Source organism: Streptomyces sp. NRRL F-5650, assembly GCF_000721365.1.
In the GTDB taxonomy this organism is placed as follows: Bacteria; Actinomycetota; Actinomycetes; order Streptomycetales; family Streptomycetaceae; genus Streptomyces; species Streptomyces ardesiacus.
This window is the reverse complement of the sequence record NZ_JOGV01000011.1, coordinates 177,954-191,453: the sequence shown is the minus strand read 5'-3', so window position 1 is coordinate 191,453 and position 13,500 is coordinate 177,954. Positions and strand designations below refer to the sequence as shown.

The following is a 13,500-nucleotide window of genomic DNA, read 5'->3' as shown; positions in this document are numbered from 1 at the left end:
GTCGGCGCCGGTCACGTCAGTGCTCCCAGAGCCATCGGCACGCCCCGCGGCACCCCGGTGCGCAGTTGCAGCGCCAGGGCGACATCCCCGGCTCCGGGGCGGTCGTGGCCGACGAGGTCCGCCACGGTCCAGGCGACGCGCAGCACGCGGTCGAGTCCGCGGGCGGTGAGGACGCCGCGTTCCAGACCGCGCTCCGCCTCGTCCAGCGCGCCGGGCGCGGCCCGCCAGCGGCTGCGCAGTTCCCGGCCGGGCACCTCGCTGTTGGACCGCCACGGGGTGCCCGCGAGGCGGGCCGCCGCCCGCTCCCGGGCCGCTCGCACCCGGTCGGCGACCGTCGCGGTGGCGTCGCCCCGGGGGCCGTCGCCCGCCAGTTGGCTGCGCGTGACCCGGTCCACCTCGACCCGCAGGTCGACCCGGTCGAGCAGCGGCCCCGACAGCCGCGCCTGGTAGCGGCGGATCGCCGAGGGCGGGCACTCGCACAACTCGTCGGTCTGCGAGAACCGCCCGCAGGGGCAGGGGTTGGCGGCGAGCACCATGAGGAACCGGGCCGGGAAGCGCACCACCCCGGCGCTGCGCGCGATGACGACGTGCCCCGCCTCCAGCGGCTGCCGCAGGGCGTCCAGCGCGTGGCTGCTGAACTCCGGTGTCTCGTCCAGAAACAGGACACCCCTGTGTGCCAGTGACACGGCTCCCGGGCGCGCGATGCCCGGGCCGCCGCCGACGAGGGCCTGCATCGTGGCGGAGTGGTGGGGAGCGCAGTAGGGGGCCACGTCGATCAGCGGTTTGCCCGGCGGCAGCAGGCCCGCCACCGAGTGCACGGCGGTGACCTCCAGGGACTCCGCCCGGCAGAGCCGGGGCAGGATGGCGGGCAGCCGTTCGGCGAGCATGGTCTTGCCGGCGCCCGGCGGCCCTTCCAGGAACAGGTGGTGGCGGCCGGCCGCGGCGACCTCCACCGCCGTGCGCGCCGACTCCTGTCCGACGACGTCGGCGAGATCGTGTCCGTGGTCGTGCTGAGCCGCTCCCACACTGTGCATCCCGGTGGCCGCGCCGGTGCCGGGCATGCGCAGGCCGGCCAGCAGCGGGTCGGGGCGGCCCTGCTGGTCCTGCTCCTCCTCCGGCACGGGTTCGTCGGCGAGGACCGCGATCAACTGGCGCAGGCTGCGCACGCCGAGCACCGACACCCCGGGCACGAGGGATGCCTCGGCGGCGGCGCACTCCGGCACGACCACCTGTTCGTACCCCGCGTCGGCCGCGGCCAGCACCGCCGGCAGGATGCCGCGCACGGGCCGCACTCGCCCGTCCAGCCCCAGTTCCCCGATCATCACGATGTCCGCGAGCACCCGCGGGTCGATCCGCTCCGCGGCGCCCAGGACGCTCGCGGCGACGGCGAGGTCGAAGCCGCTGCCGCTCTTGGGCACCGACGCCGGGCTGAGCCCCACCGTCAGCTTCTTCTGGGGCCACTCCGCACCCGAGTTGACCACGGCCGCCCGCACCCGGTCCCGGCTCTCGCTGAGGCTCTTGTCCGGCAGCCCCACCAGCGTGAACGCCGCCACCCCCGGCTCCAGGTCGGCCTGGACCTCCACCACCACGCCCTCCACGCCGACGAGCGCCACCGAGCACGTACGCGCGAACCCCATCACGCCACCCCCCGGGCGTGCTCGACCACGGGGGCGCCGCGCTGCGGGAGGAGGACGCCGACCAAGTCGATGCGGACACCGCCGGGCGGAGCTCCCCCGTGGGTCTGGATCCAGCGCTCGGCCAGCCGCCGCAGCCGCTCCGCCTTGTCCGGGGTCACGGCGGCCATCGGGTGCTCGAACGAGCCGCCCCTGCGGGTCTTGACCTCGCAGACGACCAGGACGTCCCCGTCCCGGGCCACGATGTCGATCTCGCCGGTCCTGCCGCAGCGCCAGTTGCGCTCCAGGACGGTCATCCCGGCCCCGGCCAGCCTGCGGGCGGCGAGTGTCTCGCCGTACTTGCCCATCGCACCTCGTGCGTTCATGTCGGCACCACCTCCGGCACCAACGATCACGCAGACGGCGAGACCCCGTCACTCACGGTGAACAAGCCACCGCTTGTGGAAAACTCCGTCACCCGCCGGGAAGCTCCAGGTCACTCTTGTTCAGCTCCTCGATGTTCACGTCCTTGAACGTCAACACCCTCACCTGCTTCACGAACCGGGCCGGCCGGTACATGTCCCACACCCAGGCATCAGCCATGGAGACCTCGAAGAACACCTCGCCCTGGACGGAGTGCACCTGCATCTCGTAGTCGTTGGTGAGGTAGAAGCGCCGCTCGGTCTCGATCACGTATTTGAACAGTCCGACGACGTCGCGGTACTCCCGGTAGAGCTTGAGCTCCATCTCGGTCTCGTACTTCTCGAGGTCCTCGGCGCTCATGGCATGTTCCCCTTCAGCCGTACGGTCCCCCCATTGTGCGCCAGTCCCGTGCACCCCTAGACGATTTCGGTGTCCAGGGTCACCGGGCCGGCCGGGGGACCTTCGTCGAGCAGCGTGCGCAGCAGCTCGGCGAGTCTGGTCGGATACACCGTCTCACGTGCCCGGGTCAGTTCCTGACACGTCCACCAGCGCGCTCCGGCGACGCTGCGCCGCTCCAGTTCGGTCAGGCCGGGGCCGACGGTCCCGGCGGCGGTCCGGTCGGTGCGGGCCAGGTAGTACCACTCGTCCTGGTCCCAGCGGCGGCCCGCGAAGGGGAAGGAGCACCTGCGCCGCCACAGGACCGGACCCAGCTCGACGTCGGTGATGCCGGTCTCCTCCAGCAGTTCGCGCCGGGCCGCCTCCTCGCGGGTCTCGTCGCCCTCCACGCCGCCGCCGGGGGTGAACCACCAGTCGTCGGCGGGATCGTCGGGTTCGTGCCCGTGCAGCAGCAGGACGCGGTCCTCGGGGTCGAGCAGCACGACCCGGGCGACCCGGCGCAGTCCGCCCTCGTATGTGTCCCGGCCCGCCGGGGTCTGCTCAGCGGCCACCGGTCGGCTCCGCCCCCTGCCGGGCGCGGGAGGCCCGGGCCCGCTGGGCGAGCGGACCGTAGGCCGCGCCGCCCAGGATCAGCACCGCCCCGGCGATCACCAGCGCCAGGACCGTGCGCAGCGGGCCCGGCGAGGACAGGTCGCCCAGCGTCTCGAAGCCGGTCGGCCGCTCCAGCATGCCGTTCATCGGCCAGGCCACGGCGTCCACGCGGGCGTCCACGGCGCCCCGCGACACGGTGCCGCCGGCCGCGTCGGTGAGGTGGGCGGTGGAGTCCACGGAGTTGCCGCGCTCGTCGCCGAGCAGGAAGAGGCGGCCCTCCGGGACGGTCACGGTCGGGAAGTCGCTGATCTCGGCCGGGGTGCCGTCGGGCAGGTACGGTTCGTCGATCACCTTGCCGTTGACCTTCAGCTTGCCCTTCTGGCAGCAGGAGACGGTGTCCCCGCCGACGGCGACGACCCGCTTGACCATGGGGGCGTTGGCCCAGGTCGCGTCCTTGAAGACGACGACGTCCCCGCGGCGGACGTCGGCACCGTCGATGCGCTGCGCCAGGACCCGGTCACCGGCGTCGATGGTCGGCGTCATCGAACTGGTCGGCACGGTGTAGGGCCGGTAGAGCACCGCGCCCCAGGCGAACCCGCCGAGGAACATCACCAGCCCCAGCGCCACGGCGATGCCGGACAGCCGCTGTCCGGTCCGACTGCCCGCCGGGCCCTTGTCCGCTCCGGCGCCGCGCGGGGCCGTACGTGTCGTGCTCTCGCCACCCATGGAGCCGCACCTTACCCGGCGGTACGGCGGCGGGGCAGCCCCCTCCCGGCCGCCGGAAGACGGTCGGCAGGGGGCTGCCCCGCCGGGCGACGCTCACGCAGGCCGCCGCGCACCGGCCGGGACCGTACGGCCGGGGGACGCGTCAGCGGGTCTCGGCGGGCGCGGTGCGGCGGCGGCGCCACCAGACGAACGGGACCACCCCGGCGACGGCCAGCCCCTGCGGCGCGACCGTCAGCGCGGCGGCGGCCGAGGACTGGGCCTGGGACTGCAGGCCGTCCTGGTCGAAGGTCTCCGGGACCGGCAGCGTGCTCCAGTGGTCCATGGGCCAGGCGACCACGATCGCGCGGCCGACGACCTCGTCCACCGGGACCATGCCGCCGTTCTTGTCCGACTGGTTGTAGCGCGAGTCCCGGGAGTTCTGCCGGTGGTCGCCCATGACCCAGAGCTTGCCCTCGGGCACCGTGACCTTGAACCGTCCGCCCTGGTCGTCGTCCGAGCACGGCGTGTTGCCGGGATAGACGTACGGCTCGTTCAGCGCCTTGCCGTTGACCTTGAGCGGGCCGGTCTTGTTGCACTCGACCGTGTCACCGGCGACGCCGATGACCCGCTTGATCAGGTCCTTCTCGTCCGCGGACGGCATCAGCCCGATCCAGCTCAGGACCGTCTGCAGCGCGTTCGGCTCGGGCGTCGGCTCGCCCGCCAGCCAGTCGGCCGGGTCGTGGAAGACGACGACCTCACCGCGCTCGGGTTCGGAGCCGAACCAGGGGGTCAGTTTGTCGACCAGGACCCGGTCACCGATCTGCAGGGTGTTCTCCATCGAGGACGACGGGATCGAGAACGCCTGCACCAGGAACGTCTTGATCAGCAGAGCGAGCACCAGCGCGATGCCGATCAGGATCGGCAGTTCCTTCCAGAAGGAGCGCTGCTTCTTCGCCGCGGGAGGTGCCGCGGGCGGCGTCCCGCCGATCCCCTCGTCCTCGGTCCCGCCGTTGTGCCCGTTCTGACCGCTCTGTCCGTTCGTCACCCTGCCGTCCTCGGTCCCGGAGCCGTACCCGGAGTCCGGGGCGCCGACCGACGCCGGGCCGGCCGCCTCCTCGGGGCGTCCGCGGTTCTCCTCGCCGTCGTGTCCGGACCGTGCGCCAACCGCCACATCCCCCACGCCAACTCCTCACTCTCTGCCGCCGCCTGCCCCGGATACGGCGCAGGCCCACCACTCCCATAACGAGCGGGAGTTCCGCAGGGGTCGGGAGTTCCATCATCGCGTTCGGATCGTAGGGGGCAACCCTATGCGACAGCCCGGGAGCGGCGGTCGAACCGGAGGCCGAGTCGGACACGGACGCGTACGTTTTCGGTTCGTCCAGGGTGGTCCAGTGACCGAACGGCCATGCGATCACCATGGCCCGCCCCACCACCTCGTCCTGGGACACGGTGCCGAAGTCGCTCTCCTGGTGGGCGCGGGAGTCCGCGGAGTTGGACCGGTGGTCGCCCATCACCCACAGCCGCCCCTCGGGCACGGTGACGTCGAACGGCGTCCGGGACGGGCTGTCCCCGGGGTACAGGTAGTCCTCGTCCAGGGGGACTCCGTTGACGGTGACGCGCCCCTGCTTGTCGCAGCACTTGACGTGGTCGCCGCCCACGCCGACGACCCGCTTGATGAGGTCCTTCTCGTCGTCGGACGGCAGCAGCCCGATGAAGGCGAGCCCCTCCTTGACCTGCTTGACGACGACGGGGTCGTCCTTCTTGGTGGTCTGCTCGCCCGCCAGCCAGCCGCCGGGGTCCCGGAAGACGACGACGTCCCCGCGCTGCGGCTCGGAACCGAACCAGGGGGTGAGCTTGTCCACCAGGACCCGGTCGCCGATCCGGATGGTCTGTTCCATGGAACCCGACGGGATCACGAAGGCCTGGACGAGGAAGGTCTTGAGCACCAGCGCTATGAGGACCGCGACACCGACGAGGAGCGGGATCTCCTTGACGGCACTGCGTCTGCGCCGCCGCTTGACCTTGCGCTGGAGCTTGCGGCGCTCGGCGCGCGAACGGCCGCCGGACGGTGCGACGGCACGGCGCGAACCGGTGGGCAGCAGGTTCTCCGCGGGGCTGCTGGGCGCTCCCCGCGGCTTGCCCCGGCTACCCATCGCCGTCCCTGGCGCGCGCCTCCCCGGCCCCCGCGTGCGCGGGCTCGGCGCCGGTTGCCGCGTCCGGCACGCGCGCGTAGGCGTCGGGACGGCCGAGGTGGGTGGCGTGGCCGAAGGGCCAGACGATCCAGTCGGCGCGGCCGATCACCTTGTCCAGCGGGATCATCCCGCCGCCCGGGGAGCCCAGGTGGTCGCGGGAGTCGCTGGAGTCGGCGCGGTGGTCGCCGAGGACGAAGAGGGTGCCGTCGGGGACGACGACGTCGAAGGGGACCGTGGAGGGCCGGTCGCCGGGGAACAGGAACGCCGACTCGTCGACCGACTGACCGTTCACCCGGAGCCTCCCCTCCTCGTCGCAGCACACCACGTGGTCGCCGCCCACACCGACAACGCGTTTGATGTAGTCGCCGTGCCCGAAGAGCCCGGTGCCGTCGAAGACGACGATGTCGCCCCGCTGCGGCCGACGGTCGAAACGGTACGCCAACTTGTTTACGAGAACGCGGTCACCGATCCTCAATCCGCGCTCCATCGATCCGCTCGGGATCTGGAACGGCTGCAGCACGAAGGTGCTGAGCAGCAGCAGGAACAGCATCAGGACCAGCAGGGTCACGGTGATCCGGCCGCCCGGCACCCAGTCCCTGATCCGCCCCGTGAACGCGGAACGCGACCGTTCCTCCGGACCGTCCGGATCCGAGGGCGGCTCGGAGTCGGAGGGAAGGGAGGAGCGGTCGCGCTCCGTGTGCTGTGCTTCGGTGTCCATCGGGGCCAGATGCTATCCGGCCCCGGCACGGACCTCGGAGGGCGCTCAGTTCTCGCGCTTCTCCTTGATCTTGGCGGCCTTGCCGCGCAGCTCGCGCAGGTAGTACAGCTTGGCGCGGCGGACGTCACCCTTGGTGACGAGCTCGATCTTCTCCACGATCGGGGTGTGCACCGGGAAGGTGCGCTCGACGCCGACGGAGAAGGAGACCTTGCGGACCGTGAAGGTCTCGCGCACGCCGGCGCCCTGACGGCGGATGACGACGCCCTTGAACTGCTGCACACGGGAGCGGTTGCCCTCGATGACGCGCACGTGGACGTTGACGGTGTCGCCGGGGCGGAAGGCCGGGACGTCGCTGCGCAGCGACGCGGCGTCGACGGAGTCGAGCAGGTGAGACATTTCGTCTGCTTTCTTCGCCGATGCCACAGGTCATCGACGGAAACTAGGTGTTTCGGAATCAGTGCCGTGCGGGTCGGGACGGGCGTCTTCTCCCCCTGTGGCAGGGGCGCGCTCCGGACGGACGCACAACAGCCGCCTATTCTTCCATGCCCGGGGTCCTGCGCCAAAATCGGCCGTACGGTTCCCCGTCCGGGTCGGGCTGCCAGCCCAGGATGGACAGCATCTCGCGGTCCTTCTTGTCGAAGGCGGCGGGATCGCACCGTTCGATCAGGTCGGGCCGGTTGGCGGTGGTGCGGCGCAGGGCCTCGTCGCGGCGCCAGCGGGCGATCTTCCCGTGGTGGCCGCTGAGCAGCACGTCGGGGATGCCGCGCCCGCGCCACCGCGGCGGCTTGGTGTGGACGGGGCCCTCCAGCAGGTTCGCCATGGCGCCGGGGGCGAAGGAGTCGTCCCGGTGGGACTCCGCGTTGCCGAGCACGCCGGGCAGCAGCCGGGCCACGGCCTCGGTGACGACCAGGACGGCCGCTTCGCCGCCGGCCAGGACGTAGTCGCCGATGGACACCTCGTACACGGGCATCCGGGTCGCGTACTCGTCGACGACACGGCGGTCGATGCCCTCGTAGCGGGCGGGGGTGAAGATCAGCCAGGGCCGCTCGGAGAGCTGGACGGCGAGTTCCTGGGTGAAGGGCCGGCCGCTGGGCGTGGGCACGACGAGGGCGGGCTCGCCGGAGCCCGCCTCGTAGCCGTCGGCCAGGACGGCGTCCAGGGCGTCGCCCCACGGCTCGGTCTTCATGACCATGCCGGGGCCGCCGCCGTAGGGGGTGTCGTCGACCGTGTTGTGCCGGTCGTACGTCCAGTCGCGCAGGTCGTGCACGTGGACGCCGAGCTGTCCACGCGCGCGTGCCTTGCCGACGAGGGAGATGTTCAGCGGTTCGAGGTACTCCGGGAAGATCGTGACGACGTCGAGCCGCATCAGGCGTCGTCTCCCGGGCCGTCGGCGTCGTCCGCGTCGCGCGAGGAGGCGATCTCGGCACGGTCGTCGACGAGGCCGGGCGGCGGGTCGATGACCGCGCGCTGCTCGTCCAGGTCGATCGCGGTGACGATCTCGGCGACGAACGGCACGTAGACCTCGCTGCCGTCGGGGCGCTCCACCACGAACAGGTCCTGCGTGGGCAGGTGGGAGATCTCGGTGATGCGGCCGACCCCGGTGCCGTCGGCGGTCACCACGTCGAGGTCGATGAGCTGGTGGTCGTAGTACTCGTCCTCGTCCTCGGGCCGCTCGTCCGGGTCGACGTCGGCGATCAGGAGCGTGTTGCGCAGCGCCTCGGCCCCGGTGCGGTCGTGGACGCCGGCGAAGCGCAGCAGGAGGCGGCCGCTGTGCACCCGGCCGGTCTCGATGGTGAGCGGTCCGGCGGAGGCGGGGTCGGTGGCCAGTACGGCACCGGGCCCCAGCCTCAGCTCCGGCTCGTCCGTGCGGACCTCGACGGTCACCTCGCCCTTGATGCCGTGGGCGCGGCCGATGCGCGCGACTACCAACTGCACTGTGCTTGATCTCCTGTCGGAACTGCGGCGAGCCCGTACGACGGGCTCATACGACTGCGGGCCGGGGACGGCCCAGTGGCCTTCCCCGGCCCGAGCCGGTGCTGCGATTGGCGTCAGCGGACGTGGTCCACGTCGACGAGGTCGACACGGACACCGCGGCCGCCGATGGCGCCCACGACGGTGCGCAGGGCGCGTGCGGTGCGGCCGTTGCGGCCGATCACCTTGCCGAGGTCGTCGGGGTGGACCCGGACCTCGAGCACCCGCCCGCGGCGCAGGTTGCGCGAGGCGACCTGCACATCGTCAGGGTTGTCGACGATGCCCTTCACGAGGTGCTCGAGAGCCTCCTCGAGCATGCTCAGGCCTCGGACGCGGAGGACTCGGCGGCGGCCTCGTCCTTCTTGTCGGCCTTCTTCTTCTGGGTGATCGCCTCACCCTTGCCCTCGTCCTCGCCACCGATCGCCTCGAAGGACGGGCGGGCCGCCTTCTCGGCCGGCTGGAGCAGCGGAGCCGGGGCAGGCTCGCCCTTGAACTTCTGCCAGTCGCCGGTCTTCTTCAGGATGGCGAGCACGGGCTCGGTCGGCTGGGCGCCGACACCGAGCCAGTACGCGACACGCTCGGCGTCGACCTCCATCACCGACGGGTTGTACGTCGGGTGGTACTTGCCGATCTCCTCGATGGCCCGGCCGTCACGGCGGGTACGGGAGTCGGCGACGACGATGCGGTAGTGAGGCGAACGGATCTTGCCCAGACGCTTCAGCTTGATCTTGACTGCCACGGGAGTGGGTTCTCCTGGATTTGACGTGGGTGGGCACGGCGAGAGAGCCGCGTGGGGTTGCGGTACCCGAGTGCCCGATGGACGCGTCAGCCGGAGGAGAGAGGGGTCCTGTGCGACTGTCGAGTACAGCTAGCCATTGTGCCACACGTGGGCGGGCCCGCCGGACCGAGGGCACCGGGTCCGCCCCGCGGGCGGACCGCTCGGCCCCGGACGACGGGCCCGGCCCCGGTCCGGCCGCCACGAGCAGCCGGACCGTCAGCTCACTCCCGCGCCGACCACCTCCGGGATGCGGAACGGCTTGCCGCAGCCGCCGCACATGATCGGCGCCTGGGCCAGCACCGAGGGGACGACGCGCACATTGCGACCGCAGTCGCAGACCGCCTTCACGCGCACCCCTCCCCCGGAGGAGCCGTGGCGGGCGGCCGGACCGCGGAAGCTGCGGGCCGTGTCGGTCGCGGTGGCGGCGGTGTGGGCCTTCAGCGCGCGCTGGAGGCGTTCGATCGTCGGGCGGTAGCGGCGCTTCGCCTCGGGGGTGAGCGTGACCAGCGAGAAGCCACTGCTGGGATGCGGCTCCTCGGGGTGGTCCAGGCCCAGCTCCTCGGCGATCGCGAGGAATCGGCGGTTGTGGTAGCGCCCCGCGCGGGAGGTGTCGCGTACTCCGCGCGCGGCGGCGATGCCGTGGACTGCCTCGTGAAGCAGTCGCTCGAAGGAGAGCTCGTGCCCGCAGGCGGACGACGACTCTCCGATCAGGGACTCGGGCGCGGCAAGATCGGGCAGCTCGGTGTGGTGCCGCTGAATGTCGGCCCACGCCTGCGCCAGCTCTGCGGCGAGAACAGGTGGTGTCGTGCTCACGTAATGACAACGAGCCGGGGTGCCCCTGTGTTCCTATTCCGGGGCATCCCAAATAATTTGCACGTACCAGTCAGTTGCCGCTGATGCGTCCCGACGAGGGCGGGTGCGCTGATCTGCGGAGAAGCCTCACAGCTCGTACCAAGCCGGTGCGTAGTCCGACGTACGCGCCGGCGTGTACGTGGCGCACGTACGCCGGAGTGCGCGCTGCCCGCGAGGGCGCAAGAGGCGTTTCGGTCACTGTCGCGCCCGAGGGACGCCGTCCGGGCAGGCGCGTCGACGGGTGCGACGTTACCGGGTGAGCCCCCGGCGTGCGGCACCGCCCCGCCTCCCCGCGCGTCGGGTCACCGCGCGGTGGCCGCCGGGCCGGCCGACCTTGGCCGGAACCGGTCACTCCGCACCGCGGCCACCCACGGTCGCCGCCCAGCGACACGATCCGGCCATCCGGCCGAGGACACGGGACCGCGCCACCCGGGGTACCACGCGGTCACGCCCATGTTGCCGGGAAGTGAAATCTCGCCAGGCTGCCGGGGATCGGGCAGACCGGCCCCCGTCACCACTGGACGCCACGGCGAGCCCGGAGTTTCCTGGCATACGGGGGGAGTGCGAGCGCACTGCACGGGGGCCAAGGAATCGGGCACGGCGGCAACACTCGGCGATTGGGGCGCTTCCTATGACACCTACGCTCGTGCGGCAGCACTCGACTCACGCGGGGACGACACCTCACGTGGACCTGCGGGCACGCGCGCGTGACTGGTCCGAGATACAGGAGCGGATGCTCGTACCGCTCTACGAGGCCGTCCACGAGCGACTGGACGTGGGCGGCGACACGCGCGTGCTGGGGCTGGGCTGCGGCTCCGGTCTCGCCCTGCTCATGGCCGCCTCGCGCGGCGCCGCGGTGACCGGGGTCGACTCCCGCTCCCCGGAACTCCTGGCCCTGGCCCGCCGGCGCCTGCTCCCCGGCACCCCCGGGGAGCAGGGGACGGTGCACGGGCCCCAGTCCCCCGCGGCGGAGGGCACGCGCGCGCGGGCCGGCGCCCCGCGGATCGTCGAGGGGCCGCCCGAGGACGCCGCGGACCCCACGGCACCGGCGTACACCCTGGTGACCGCCTTCGAGCCCACCGGATGCCGTACGGGCGACTCGGAGGAACTCGGTGCCCTCCTCGGCCGGGCGACACCGCTCGCCGCGCGAGGGGCGGCCGTGGTGCTGACCGGCTGGGGCCCGCCCGAGCGGTGCGCCACCGCATCGGTGCTGCGAGTGGCCGCCCGGCTCTCCGACCCGCTGCGCGGACCCGGAAGCTGGCGCCCCGCCCTGCGCGACGACCTGGAGGAGGTCGCCCAGCGGGCCGGGCTCAGGCCGGACGGCTCGGGGCGGGTGGCGTGCCCGTTCGGATACGCCGACATGGACAGCGCGGTGCGCGGACTGCTCTCGACGGGGCTGTTCGACGCGGCGGTCGCGGCGACCGACCCGGAACAGGTCGACAAGGAGCTGACGGAAGCCCTGCACCCCCACCGGCGGCCGGACGGAACGGTGTGGATGCCGAACGTCTTCCGCTACCTCGTCGCCCGGGTGCCCTGACGCCACCTGCGCCGGTCCACCGTCGGGGAACACCCCTCCCTCGCGGTCCAGGCCCCTCCCAGGAGGCGCCGGGCCGCGAGGACAACCGGGGGCGGCATCCCCGGTGGGGAATGCCGCCCCCGGTGCTCAGGTACGGACGGGCGTCAGCCCATGAACTTCTTGAACTCGTCCGGCAGTTCGAAGTTCTGACCGCCCTGCTGCGGCAGCCCGAGGGCGCCCCCGCCCTGCGCGGCGGCGGCCCGGCGGGCGGCCTCCTCCTGCTCCTGCTGCTTGCGCTTCATCGGGTTGCCCGAGCGCTGCTTGCCCTTGGCCTTCTTCTGCTGCTTCTTCTGCCGGCCCGGCCCGCCGCCCATGCCGGGCATCCCCGGCATCCCCGGCATGCCACCGCCCTGGGCCATGCGGGACATCATCTTGCGGGCCTCGAAGAACCGCTCCACCAGCGACTTGACCGCGCTGACCTCGACGCCGGAACCCTTGGCGATACGGGCGCGGCGCGAGCCGTTGATGATCGTCGGCTCCTGGCGCTCGGCCGGGGTCATCGACTTGATGATGGCGGCCGTGCGGTCGACGTCGCGCTCGTCGAGGTTGTTGATCTGGTCCTTCATCTGCCCCATGCCGGGCAGCATGCCGAGCAGCTTGGAGATGGAGCCCATCTTCCGGACCTGCTCCATCTGGGCCAGGAAGTCGTCCAGGGTGAAGTCCTGGCCCTTCTTGGACGCCAGCTTGGAGGCCATCTTCTCGGCCTCTTCCTGGCTGAACGTCTTCTCCGCCTGCTCGATCAGGGTGAGCAGGTCACCCATGTCGAGGATGCGGGAGGCCATCCGGTCCGGGTGGAAGGCGTCGAAGTCCTCGAGCTTCTCGCCGTTCGACGCGAACATGATCGGCTTGCCGGTCACCGAGGCGATCGACAGGGCCGCGCCACCGCGGGCGTCGCCGTCGAGCTTGGAGAGCACCACGCCGTCGAAGCCGACGCCGTCGCGGAAGGCCTCGGCGGTGTTGACCGCGTCCTGACCGATCATCGCGTCGACGACGAAGAGGATCTCGTCCGGGGAGACCGCGTCGCGGATGTCCGCGGCCTGCTGCATCAGTTCCTGGTCGATGCCCAGGCGGCCGGCGGTGTCGACGATGACCAGGTCGTGCACCTTGGCCTTGGCGAACTCGATGGAGTCCTTGGCGACCTGGACCGGGTCGCCCACGCCGTTGCCCGGCTCGGGGGCGTAGACCGCGACACCGGCGCGCTCGGCGACGACGCTGAGCTGGTTGACGGCGTTGGGGCGCTGGAGGTCACAGGCGACCAGCAGCGGCGAGTGGCCCTGCTCCTTGAGCCAGCGGCCCAGCTTGCCCGCGAGGGTGGTCTTACCGGCACCCTGCAGACCGGCCAGCATGATCACGGTCGGCGGCTGCTTGGCGAAGCGCAGGCGGCGGGTCTCGCCGCCGAGGATGCCGACCAGTTCCTCATTGACGATTTTGAGGACCTGTTGCGCGGGATTCAGTGCCTTGGAGACCTCGGCGCCGAGAGAACGCTCCTTGACCTTCTTGATGAAGGCGCGCACGACGGGCAGCGCCACGTCTGCCTCGAGGAGCGCGATGCGGATCTCGCGGGCCGTGGCGTCGATGTCCGCCTCGGTCAGCCTTCCTTTGCCCCGGAGGGATTTAAAGGTGGCTGACAGGCGGTCGGAGAGAGTATCGAACACGGCGGCGTAGGTCCTCGCGTCGGCGTTGGT

General features: G+C 71.9%; 15 protein-coding genes and 1 pseudogene. 1 reads left to right on the top strand and 15 read right to left on the bottom strand.

The window, feature by feature from the left end; translation table 11 throughout:
• Positions 1 to 11: 11 nt before the first annotated feature.
• The 14 genes and pseudogenes from IG88_RS0113610 to IG88_RS0113545 form a co-directional block, all read right to left on the bottom strand.
• Positions 12 to 1,637, bottom strand: a complete 1,626-nt coding sequence (locus IG88_RS0113610) for a YifB family Mg chelatase-like AAA ATPase (RefSeq protein WP_031039572.1) — start codon at positions 1,635 to 1,637, stop codon at positions 12 to 14.
• Entirely contained in the window at positions 1,637 to 1,999 is a 363-nt protein-coding gene (locus tag IG88_RS0113605; protein WP_031039570.1) for a YraN family protein, read from the bottom strand. Before IG88_RS0113605 ends, IG88_RS0113610 begins: the two co-directional genes overlap by 1 nt.
• Positions 2,000 to 2,087: 88 nt before the next feature.
• Complete coding sequence (locus IG88_RS0113600; protein WP_003965949.1) at positions 2,088 to 2,396, bottom strand: DUF2469 domain-containing protein; 309 nt, start codon at positions 2,394 to 2,396, stop codon at positions 2,088 to 2,090.
• A gap of 56 nt (positions 2,397 to 2,452) precedes the next feature.
• A complete protein-coding gene (locus IG88_RS0113595) occupies positions 2,453 to 2,983 on the bottom strand; it encodes an NUDIX hydrolase (RefSeq protein ID WP_031039568.1) in 531 nt (176 codons plus the stop codon).
• Entirely contained in the window at positions 2,973 to 3,749 is a 777-nt protein-coding gene (gene lepB, locus IG88_RS0113590) for a signal peptidase I (protein ID WP_031039565.1), read from the bottom strand. The genes IG88_RS0113595 and lepB (IG88_RS0113590) overlap by 11 nt, the downstream gene beginning before the upstream one ends.
• Positions 3,750 to 3,891: 142 nt before the next feature.
• Positions 3,892 to 4,908, bottom strand: a complete 1,017-nt coding sequence (gene lepB, locus IG88_RS0113585) for a signal peptidase I (protein WP_031039563.1) — start codon at positions 4,906 to 4,908, stop codon at positions 3,892 to 3,894.
• Positions 4,799 to 5,881 (bottom strand): annotated as a pseudogene (lepB, locus tag IG88_RS45125) (signal peptidase I); the annotation flags it as partial. The pseudogene lepB (IG88_RS45125) and the gene lepB (IG88_RS0113585), both read right to left, overlap by 110 nt.
• Complete coding sequence (gene lepB, locus IG88_RS0113575; protein ID WP_031039560.1) at positions 5,874 to 6,638, bottom strand: signal peptidase I; 765 nt, start codon at positions 6,636 to 6,638, stop codon at positions 5,874 to 5,876. The pseudogene lepB (IG88_RS45125) and the gene lepB (IG88_RS0113575), both read right to left, overlap by 8 nt.
• Before the next feature lie 45 nt (positions 6,639 to 6,683).
• Positions 6,684 to 7,034 (bottom strand): 50S ribosomal protein L19, encoded by a 351-nt coding sequence (gene rplS / locus IG88_RS0113570; protein ID WP_018531094.1) that lies wholly within the window; start codon positions 7,032 to 7,034, stop codon positions 6,684 to 6,686.
• A gap of 136 nt (positions 7,035 to 7,170) precedes the next feature.
• On the bottom strand, positions 7,171 to 8,004 hold the full coding sequence (trmD, locus tag IG88_RS0113565; RefSeq protein ID WP_031039554.1) for a tRNA (guanosine(37)-N1)-methyltransferase TrmD: 834 nt from the start codon (positions 8,002 to 8,004) through the stop codon (positions 7,171 to 7,173).
• A complete protein-coding gene (gene rimM, locus IG88_RS0113560) occupies positions 8,004 to 8,573 on the bottom strand; it encodes a ribosome maturation factor RimM (protein WP_031039551.1) in 570 nt (189 codons plus the stop codon). Before rimM ends, trmD begins: the two co-directional genes overlap by 1 nt.
• A 113-nt stretch (positions 8,574 to 8,686) precedes the next feature.
• Positions 8,687 to 8,926 carry an RNA-binding protein gene (locus tag IG88_RS0113555; protein WP_003973401.1) on the bottom strand — a complete coding sequence of 80 codons (240 nt, stop codon included), beginning with the start codon at positions 8,924 to 8,926 and terminating at the stop codon, positions 8,687 to 8,689.
• Positions 8,927 to 8,928: 2 nt separating this feature from the next.
• Positions 8,929 to 9,348 carry a 30S ribosomal protein S16 gene (rpsP, locus tag IG88_RS0113550; RefSeq protein ID WP_007444852.1) on the bottom strand — a complete coding sequence of 140 codons (420 nt, stop codon included), beginning with the start codon at positions 9,346 to 9,348 and terminating at the stop codon, positions 8,929 to 8,931.
• 255 nt (positions 9,349 to 9,603) lie between these two features.
• The gene (locus IG88_RS0113545; RefSeq protein WP_030188620.1) at positions 9,604 to 10,200 is read right to left on the bottom strand and encodes a hypothetical protein; all 597 of its coding nucleotides are present in this window, start codon (positions 10,198 to 10,200) and stop codon (positions 9,604 to 9,606) included.
• A 670-nt stretch (positions 10,201 to 10,870) separates the two neighbouring features.
• Between IG88_RS0113545 and IG88_RS0113540 the strand changes: the two genes are divergently transcribed.
• Positions 10,871 to 11,776 carry an SAM-dependent methyltransferase gene (locus IG88_RS0113540; protein ID WP_031039547.1) on the top strand — a complete coding sequence of 302 codons (906 nt, stop codon included), beginning with the start codon at positions 10,871 to 10,873 and terminating at the stop codon, positions 11,774 to 11,776.
• Between the two features lie 143 nt (positions 11,777 to 11,919).
• Here IG88_RS0113540 and ffh read toward each other — a convergent pair whose 3' ends face one another.
• Complete coding sequence (gene ffh, locus IG88_RS0113535; RefSeq protein ID WP_031039545.1) at positions 11,920 to 13,470, bottom strand: signal recognition particle protein; 1,551 nt, start codon at positions 13,468 to 13,470, stop codon at positions 11,920 to 11,922.
• Between the last annotated feature and the right edge of the window lie 30 nt (positions 13,471 to 13,500).

Bases quoted from the DNA above. Each gene is read 5' to 3' on its own strand.
- rplS (WP_018531094.1), bottom strand. From the start codon at position 7,034: ATGTCTCACCTGCTCGACTCCGTCGACGCCGCGTCGCTGCGCAGCGAC.
- IG88_RS0113600 (WP_003965949.1), bottom strand. From the start codon at position 2,396: ATGAGCGCCGAGGACCTCGAGAAGTACGAGACCGAGATGGAGCTCAAG.
- IG88_RS0113605 (WP_031039570.1), bottom strand. From the start codon at position 1,999: ATGAACGCACGAGGTGCGATGGGCAAGTACGGCGAGACACTCGCCGCC.
- IG88_RS0113555 (WP_003973401.1), bottom strand. From the start codon at position 8,926: ATGCTCGAGGAGGCTCTCGAGCACCTCGTGAAGGGCATCGTCGACAAC.
- trmD (WP_031039554.1), bottom strand. From the start codon at position 8,004: ATGCGGCTCGACGTCGTCACGATCTTCCCGGAGTACCTCGAACCGCTG.
- IG88_RS0113610 (WP_031039572.1), bottom strand. From the start codon at position 1,637: ATGGGGTTCGCGCGTACGTGCTCGGTGGCGCTCGTCGGCGTGGAGGGC.
- lepB (WP_031039560.1), bottom strand. From the start codon at position 6,638: ATGGACACCGAAGCACAGCACACGGAGCGCGACCGCTCCTCCCTTCCC.
- IG88_RS0113540 (WP_031039547.1), top strand. From the start codon at position 10,871: ATGACACCTACGCTCGTGCGGCAGCACTCGACTCACGCGGGGACGACA.
- lepB (WP_031039565.1), bottom strand. From the start codon at position 3,749: ATGGGTGGCGAGAGCACGACACGTACGGCCCCGCGCGGCGCCGGAGCG.